This window comes from Pseudomonas sp. MF6747, assembly GCF_963890955.1.
Classification (GTDB): domain Bacteria; phylum Pseudomonadota; class Gammaproteobacteria; order Pseudomonadales; family Pseudomonadaceae; genus Aquipseudomonas.
Window position 1 is genome coordinate 21,187 of sequence record NZ_CAWPSZ010000028.1, and the last position, 7,413, is coordinate 28,599.

The 7,413-nt window shown below is 60.6% G+C and carries 6 protein-coding genes and 1 pseudogene; 4 read left to right on the plus strand and 3 right to left on the minus strand.

The genetic code is table 11. The features are described from left to right. Position 1: 1 nt before the first annotated feature. Entirely contained in the window at positions 2–1,483 is a 1,482-nt protein-coding gene (pdxR, locus tag AACW30_RS21580; RefSeq protein WP_200625716.1) for a MocR-like pyridoxine biosynthesis transcription factor PdxR, read from the minus strand. 78 nt (positions 1,484–1,561) lie between these two features. On the opposite strand from pdxR, the gene AACW30_RS21585 reads away from it, so the two are divergent. From AACW30_RS21585 to AACW30_RS21600, 4 genes are all read left to right on the plus strand, one after another. Beyond that, positions 1,562–3,223, plus strand: a complete 1,662-nt coding sequence (locus AACW30_RS21585) for an NAD(P)H dependent flavin oxidoreductase family protein (RefSeq protein ID WP_200625717.1) — start codon at positions 1,562–1,564, stop codon at positions 3,221–3,223. A gap of 290 nt (positions 3,224–3,513) precedes the next feature. Beyond that, positions 3,514–3,828, plus strand: coding sequence for a hypothetical protein (locus AACW30_RS21590; protein ID WP_200625720.1), 315 nt, complete (start codon positions 3,514–3,516; stop codon positions 3,826–3,828). After that, positions 3,825–4,145: a hypothetical protein gene (locus tag AACW30_RS21595; protein ID WP_234452761.1), complete on the plus strand. Its 321-nt coding sequence runs from the start codon at positions 3,825–3,827 to the stop codon at positions 4,143–4,145. Before AACW30_RS21590 ends, AACW30_RS21595 begins: the two co-directional genes overlap by 4 nt. Positions 4,146–4,166: 21 nt before the next feature. Next, the gene (locus tag AACW30_RS21600; RefSeq protein WP_200625718.1) at positions 4,167–4,715 is read left to right on the plus strand and encodes a hypothetical protein; all 549 of its coding nucleotides are present in this window, start codon (positions 4,167–4,169) and stop codon (positions 4,713–4,715) included. A 72-nt stretch (positions 4,716–4,787) separates the two neighbouring features. On the opposite strand, the gene AACW30_RS21605 is transcribed toward AACW30_RS21600, so the two are convergent. Both AACW30_RS21605 and AACW30_RS21610 read right to left on the minus strand, forming a co-directional pair. After that, the gene (locus tag AACW30_RS21605) at positions 4,788–6,527 is read right to left on the minus strand and encodes a dipeptidase (protein WP_200625719.1); all 1,740 of its coding nucleotides are present in this window, start codon (positions 6,525–6,527) and stop codon (positions 4,788–4,790) included. Positions 6,528–7,017: 490 nt separating this feature from the next. Beyond that, positions 7,018–7,152 (minus strand): annotated as a pseudogene (locus AACW30_RS21610) (phospholipase D-like domain-containing protein); the annotation flags it as partial. Between the last annotated feature and the right edge of the window lie 261 nt (positions 7,153–7,413).

Consider the following 7,413-nt stretch of genomic DNA (forward strand, 5'->3'; position numbering starts at 1 on the left):
ATCAACGCTTGCTCATCACCCGCGCCAACCGCAGCGTGGCTTCCCGGAGCTCATCCCGATCAAGCGAGGCAAACCCCAGGCGCAGGGCATTTTCCGGCACATTCAGCGGTGAAAACTGACGCGCACTGCGCACCACCACGCCCTGGCCCCGGGCTGTGGCGAGCAACTGATCGACGTCGGTTTCATCCTGGAAGCGAACCCAGAGGGCCAGGCCGCCTTCAGGCTCGCGCACCTGGATTCGATCGCCAAATGCGCTGTGCAAACAGCTCTGCAGCACCTCTCGACGCGCCACGTATTCTTTCGAAACACGGCGCAGGTGCTTCTTCAATTCCCCCTGATTGATCAGGTCCGCGAGCATTTTTTGTGCAACCGCGTCGGTGTCGCCTACCACCAGTGCCGCGCTGTTCTGCAGCACCTCAATCACGCTGGCCGGAGCCACCACATAACTGCAACGAAACGTCGACCCCAACGCCTTGGATAATGAGCCGATGTAAATCACATGGCGTTGCGCGCCGTCACTGGCCAGCGGCAGATAGGGCCGTCCGTTGAAGTGATATTCGTGGTCGTAGTCTTCTTCGATCACGCAGAAATTGTGCTGCGCCGCCAACGCCAGCAGGTGTTGCCGACGGGCCGCATGCAGGCTCACCGTGGTGGGAAACTGGTGGTGCGGCGTAAGGTAAATCATCCTTACATCATGTGCGTGGCATAACTGCTCGATGTGGTCCGTGCGACAGCCTTCATCGTCCATGTCGACGGTGATCAAATGTGCGCCGAGCTTGCGGAAAATTTCCCACGCCGGCGGGTAACTCAGACGCTCCACCAACACCACATCACCGGGTTTGATCAGCAGGCTGGCCGTCAGGTACAGCGACACCTGAGTGCCGGGCGTGAGGCAGATATTCTCGGCGCTGACTGCCAGCCCGCGATTGTTGCGCAGCATCTCTGCCAGCGCGCAACGCAATTCATAGCCGGTGCCCTCGCTGCCGTAGCGCACCGAGTTGGACGCAAAACTGCTGCGCAGGGCATTGCGGTAATAGCGGTGTAAAACGGCCTGGGGCAGCAAGCGGTGGTCGCAGGCACCGTTATCGAAAAACAGCGCGTCATGCCGATGCTGCAGGGCGATGACTTGGGCATTCTGCTCGAAATACGGCACCACTGGCTGCGCCAGCAGTGGCGGGGCAAAGGAGTGCTGCGCGCGGTTGGACGCGGGCGTTAGCGCCAATTGCGCATTGACGAACGTGCCCCGGCGCGGCTCGCTGATCAGCCAGCCTTTGGTCGACGCTTCCTCGTAAGCCAGGATCACCGTCTTGCGGTTGACGTCGAGCATCTGCGCCATTTCCCGTGTGCCCGGCAGCAGCGTGCCGGGCGGCAGCCGTCCTTCGAGGATGGCCTGCACCAAGCCTTCGGCAATCTTGCGATAGGACGCCTGGGTGGTGCTCTCATCGAGCTTGAGGAGCGGGCGCCATTTACGCATCTGGACCATCTTAAGTATCCAAAACTGGAGGTTTTAATGGGCCTAGTCTAGCGCAACAATCAAGCCTCACTTACCCCTGAGGTTGTTATGAACACACGCCATGTCATCGAACTCGTCCCCTCGGGGAAAACCTTTGAAGCCGGCGATGAGCTGTTGCTCGACGCGATGCTCGCCAGCGGCCTGTCTGTGCCGTTCTCGTGCCGGCGCGGGGCGTGTGGTTCGTGCAAGGTGGTGGTCAAGCAAGGCCACTACCGCGCCAAGCAGCTGGCGCCGGGCGCGCCCGCGCCGTGCTACCCGCTGGCAGCGAATGAAATGCTCTTGTGTCAAAGCCACGCCTGCGCCGACATGCGCCTGGAGATTCCCGGGTGGTCGCTGGACACCCCCGCGCTGGTGGTCGAGGCGACGGTGCTGAGCAAGCGTGACCTCAGCCCCGACATCATTGAGTTGGTGGTGATGCCGGACACGCCGCTGGCCGTGCGGCCGGGCCAGTACCTCAAGTTCCGCCTGGTCGATGGCGACTCGCGCTGTTTCTCGATCGCCAACCTGCCGGCCGACGGCGATGGGCGCCTGGTGTTTCAGATTCGTCGGGTGCGCGGCGGGCTTTTTTCCGAGACCCTCCTGGACAGCCTTGAGGCTGGCGATCTGTTGACGCTGGAGGGGCCTTTTGGTGCCTGCACCTGGCAGGACGATGACGATGCGCCTGTGGTGTTGTTCGCCACAGGCACCGGCTACGCGGGTATCAAGCCGATCCTGCTGAGCGCGTTGAAGCAGGATGTGGAGGTGACGTTTTACTGGGGCGGCGCGCAGGCGGCAGACTTTTACGACCGCGTATTTCTGGACCAGGCGGTCATCGACCACCCGCGTTTTCACTGGCACCCGGTATTGGCAGCGCAGGGCAGGGTGCAGGAAGTGGCGCTGAGCCATGGGCACCGTTGGGCGTCGGCTCAGGTGTATGCCTGCGGTAATGGCGGCATGATCAGCCAGGCGCGTGCCGATTGCCTGGAAGCGGGTTTGCCGAGCCATCGTTTTGTCGCCGAAGCGTTTGTACCCAGTGGCCGGTCGAGCGCCGACACGCTGCTCAATGGACTGGATCAAACCTGGGAAAAAGTCGGCCCGCGGTACTCGCTGGACGGCATGCTCGCCGCGCGTGAAAAAACCATCCGCGCCCTGGCGGCGATTGCCAGCCAGCTCACAGTCGGCATGACCACCGGGCAAGCCCTCGACATGGCCGCCGCGCAATTGCAGGCCATGGGCGCCTCGCACACCTGGCACCCGACTTACATTCGTTTTGGCGACGACACGGTTCGCCCGCCCAGGGAAGGCATTGACCCACTGCGCACGCTGCGTGCCACCGATATCGTGGTGGTCGACCTCGGCCCGGTGTGGGACGGCTACGAGGGCGACTATGGCGACACCTTCGTCTTCGGCGAGTCAGCGCTGCACCGCGATTGCTTCAAGGTCTTGCATGAAGTGTTCGATGAAACCCGCGAGGCCTGGATGCGCGGCCTGACCGGCTGTGAGCTCTATGACTTTGCCGAGGAACGGGCCGTTGCCAAGGGCTGGCGGTTGTCGCGCAACCTGGCCGGCCACCGTATTGCGGATTTCCCCCACGCCTTGTTCGGCAATCAGGAATTGGCCGCGCTTGAGATCACGCCGAGTGAAATGGTGTGGGTGCTGGAGATCCAGCTCTGCCACCCCACCGAGCCGGTCGGCGGTTTCTTTGAAGATATCCTGATGCTTGAGGTTTGAAGGGTTAAGCGCAGCCCGCCGCTGCGCGGGTTGCAACTGCCGGTGCTGGCCGCAACGGCCTGAGCTGGAGCGGGCGCTGCTAAAAAACAGCGGATGGCCGGTAAAGTAATCAGTATTTTGTAGGATGTTTCACCAGCCCTGTCGAACGGGCGAACCTGGTCCTCGAGGATGAGGTCCATAACGACGACGCACAGCTGTTACATCTATCGCCGGCAGTCCTGCACACCTTAATGGCCCAAGGGTCGACCCGTGCGGGTGCCGGTGATTGCGCGTAAATAAGGAGATTGATCATGTGGCTTAAACACCTGGCGTTAGGTGTGTTGATTGCACCTTTTGTCACTGCTTGCTTTAGCCCGCCATTCCAGCCCCCCACGGCCGATGCCGACTTATGGGAGAAACCCGGCGCCAGCCACCAGGATGTGGTTGCGTCCATGTTGGCGTGTGGTGAAAAGAATGGTTCCGGCATCGATCCCAATGCGAGCTTCCAGGAGCGGGCGCAGCGCTTTGTGTGTATGAAGCGTGCTGGCTACACGCGGCGTGACGGTTTCGACCTCTGTGCATTGCACCCCAAGGAGCCGTTGAGGGCCTGTGAGTCGGCGCAATGAAACCACAAAAACAACGCTCTGTTTTTAAGGGCTCGGCATTCAACGCGATAGGGACATCACCTGTGAAATATGCCATCTGCGCCACCTTGCTGCTGTCGCTGAGCGGCTGCCTGACCATGTCGGGTGAATACACTGTCACGGCTCACGACGCCTCCGGCGCCCAGATAACCAGGCTCGGCACCTTCACCGCCGAGGGCCATAACATTTACCCCATACGCAATGCGTTCTGCCTCAATGCGCCGGGGGCGACGGTCATCATTCGCGATGCCCGGACCGGCGAGGAACTGCGCAGCGAAAGCCCTTATCACTGCCGTTAAGCCTCAAAAAAAAGGATTTCCATGAGATCGTTTTTGATAGCAGGCCTGGCCGTGGCCTTGAGTGGCTGCGGCAATATTTCCAATATCCGTGCTTACAACACGCCCTATGTTGAACCCACATCAGGGGATACCGCACGCTTGCGCGTGATCACCAATGGCATGGCGCGCGGTGTGCCGGGCCGTGACTGCATCGACTGGCGTGTGCCTGGCGCCGGGGTGATGGCCGTGTCCGAATCCGGCTTTGCGGGTCAGAATAATGGCCGCAGCCTGGGCATGCCCGAGAGCAACCGCCGGGTGGAGGCGCAAGGCTCGGCGCGTAGCGAACTGAAGGTGCCGGCGAACAAGCCTTTTGCCATGAACTTCCAGAGTGAGGGCTATGTTTCTGGCGGCAATGCCTACAGCTGCAGGCAGAGCTTTCACTTCACCCCCAAGGCCGGGCAAGACTACGAACTGATCCTGCTGGACGGTGGCCAGTGCCTGATTGCGTTGCAGCGCCTGAACCCGACGGGGAAACCGCAGAGCGTGCCGGTAGAGAAGGCCAAGCTGTGCAATGCGATGGATATGTTTTAGGCCGCAAGCCAGGCCTGTTTAACCACAACGCCGATCAATCTTGATCGGCGTTGTGGTGTTTACCTTGGCTTATCAGAGCTTCGGCAGTTGCCCCACACGGCCCATCATTTCCGTGACGATCTGCAGGTCCAGCAAGAACTGCTCGACGGTCTTGAACTCACCGTCGGTGTGCCCGGTGTACTTCACGTCCGGCTTCGCCAGGCCGAATTGCACGCCATTGGGCAGATCATGCACGGAGGTCGCGCCGGCCGAGGTGCCGAACGTGTGCTCCATGCCGAGGTTTTCGCTGGCCACGGCCAGCAGGGCTTTGACCCACTCACCTTCAGGGTTGCGGTACATCGGCTCGGCCACCGAGTAGGTGACGTTCATCGCCACTTTGGTGTGCGTGTCCCAGGCGCTGATTTTCTCTTCGATTTCAGTTTTGAGCACCTCCGGCGATTTGCCCTTGGGGATGCGCAGGTTCACCGCCAGCTTGAAGGCTTTGTCATCCTGGCCGACAAACGTCAGCGAGGTGGTCAGTGGTCCCATGAACGCATCGGAGAAGCCCACTCCCAACTTGCCGCCCAGGTAATCCAGGCCCCAGTTGTCAGCTGCATAGTGTGCAGCGTCGGTGATGTGGTTGTGCTTCAGCGCGATTTTGCCGTCAATGCTGTGGATCAGTTCCAGCATGCGTGCGACCGGGTTGACGCCCGCTTCCGGCTCGGAGGAGTGAGCCGACACACCGGTGAGCGTCAACTTGACCTCTTTGCCGACCACCTTGGCCGTTACGTCGAAATTGCCACCGTTTTGCTTGACGTAGTCAGCGCCGGCTTTCTGCAGGCCGGCGGCCAGTTCAGCAGGCTTGTCGCTGAGCAGGGTGGCGACCGAGACCGACGGAATCTGGTTGGTGGCCATGCCGCCGGTCATCGAGATAATTTCCGCGCCTTTGCCAGTGCCTTTGCGCACCGGGAAGCTCGCCATGACGGTGCCGTAGCCTTTCTCGGCAATCACGACCGGGTAGCCGCCATCCAGCGCCAGGTTGTATTGCGGCACCGGGTTGTGTTCGAAGTAATAGGGGATCGCGTCGCCCATGGTTTCTTCAGTGGTGTCCACCAACAGTTTGAAGTTGCGCGCCAGCGGCAGCTTCTCTTCCTTGATCACCTTCATGGCATACAGGGCTACCACGATGCCGTTTTTGTCATCCTCGGTGCCGCGGCCATACATGCGATCGCCAATCAGCGTGACCTTGAACGGGTCGAGCTTGGTGCCGTCCTTGAGCACCCAGTTTTCCGGCGTCACCGGCACCACGTCGGCGTGCGCGTGAATGCCGACGACTTCATCGCCGCTGCCTTCCAACGAAATTTCGTACACGCGGTTGTCGATGTTGCGGAAGTTCAGGTTGAAGGCTTTGGCCAGGCTCTGGATCTTGTCGGCGATCTTGAGGAATTCCGGGTTCTTGTACTGCGGCAGGCCGTCGACGTTGAAGGTCGGAATTTCCACCAGCTCGCGCAGGGTTTCGAGCGCGGCTTTGCCGTATTTAACGCGGGTGTAAATACCCAGCAGACGGTTGATTTCGTTCTGCTGGTCGGCGGTCAGGGTTTTGTTGGCCAGGAAGGCGTCGATGGCCGGGCCGACGTCATCGGTTTTCGCCAGGTCGCTCTTGGCCAGAGTGCCGAGGAAACCACGGAAATCGCTGGCTGGGGTTTCGCTGAAATGTTTGATAATGGTCGCGCTTTGTTCGGCGCTGATGTTGGCGAATGCAGGGGTGGCAATGGCCGAAAAGCTGGCCGCGAACAGGGTGGCAGCCACCAGTTTTTTCAGTGGAAAATGCATGACTAGAGGCATTCCTTTGCAAAAGAGGAGTGGGAAAATTTCTGATCGAAATGTCAGAAACAATTTCACACACTACCATCACGAAGGAGTGGTAGGGGAGACCCGGATGAGGGAAATGTCCTACCTCCGTATTTGAGCCACCAAGCATCAACTGTGGGAGCGGGCTTGCCCGCGAAGGCGGCGTGTCAGTCAGCGCCTACGTTAGCTGACACTCCGCTATCGCGGGCAAGCCCGCTCCCACATTGTTTTTTTGCGTAGGAAGAATCGAGTTCAGCTCACGGCTTGCCAGGGTGCGGGTCCGGGTATTGCGCCGCTACATCCAGCGCTTTGGCATACGGCCCATCCCACATGAGCCACCAAGCATCAACGGTGGGAGCGGGCTTGCCCGCGAAGGCGGAGTGTCAGTCAGCGTCTACGTTGGCTGACACTCCGCTATCGCGGGCAAGCCCGCTCCCACATTGCTTTTTGGGTAGGAAGAACCGAGTTCAGCTCACGGCTTGCCAGGGTGCGGGTCCGGGTACTGCGCCGCTACATCCAGCGCTTTGGCATACGGCCCATCCCACAATTGCGCATGCAGCTCGCCCACCCGCTTGGCCATCGCCGCGTCATGCATCACCACTTCCAATGTGAGCCACCAAGCATCAACTGTGGGAGCGGGCTTGCCCGCGAAGGCGGTGTGTCAGTCAGCGCCTAGGTTGGCTGACACTCCGCTATCGCGGGCAAGCCCGCTCCCACATTGTTTTTTTGCGTAGGAAGAATCGAGTTCAGCTCACGGCTTGCCAGGGTGCGGGTCCGGGTACTGCGCCGCTACATCCAGCGCTTTGGCATACGGCCCCTCCCACAATTGCGCATGCAGCTCGCCCACCCGCTTGGCCATCGCCGCGTC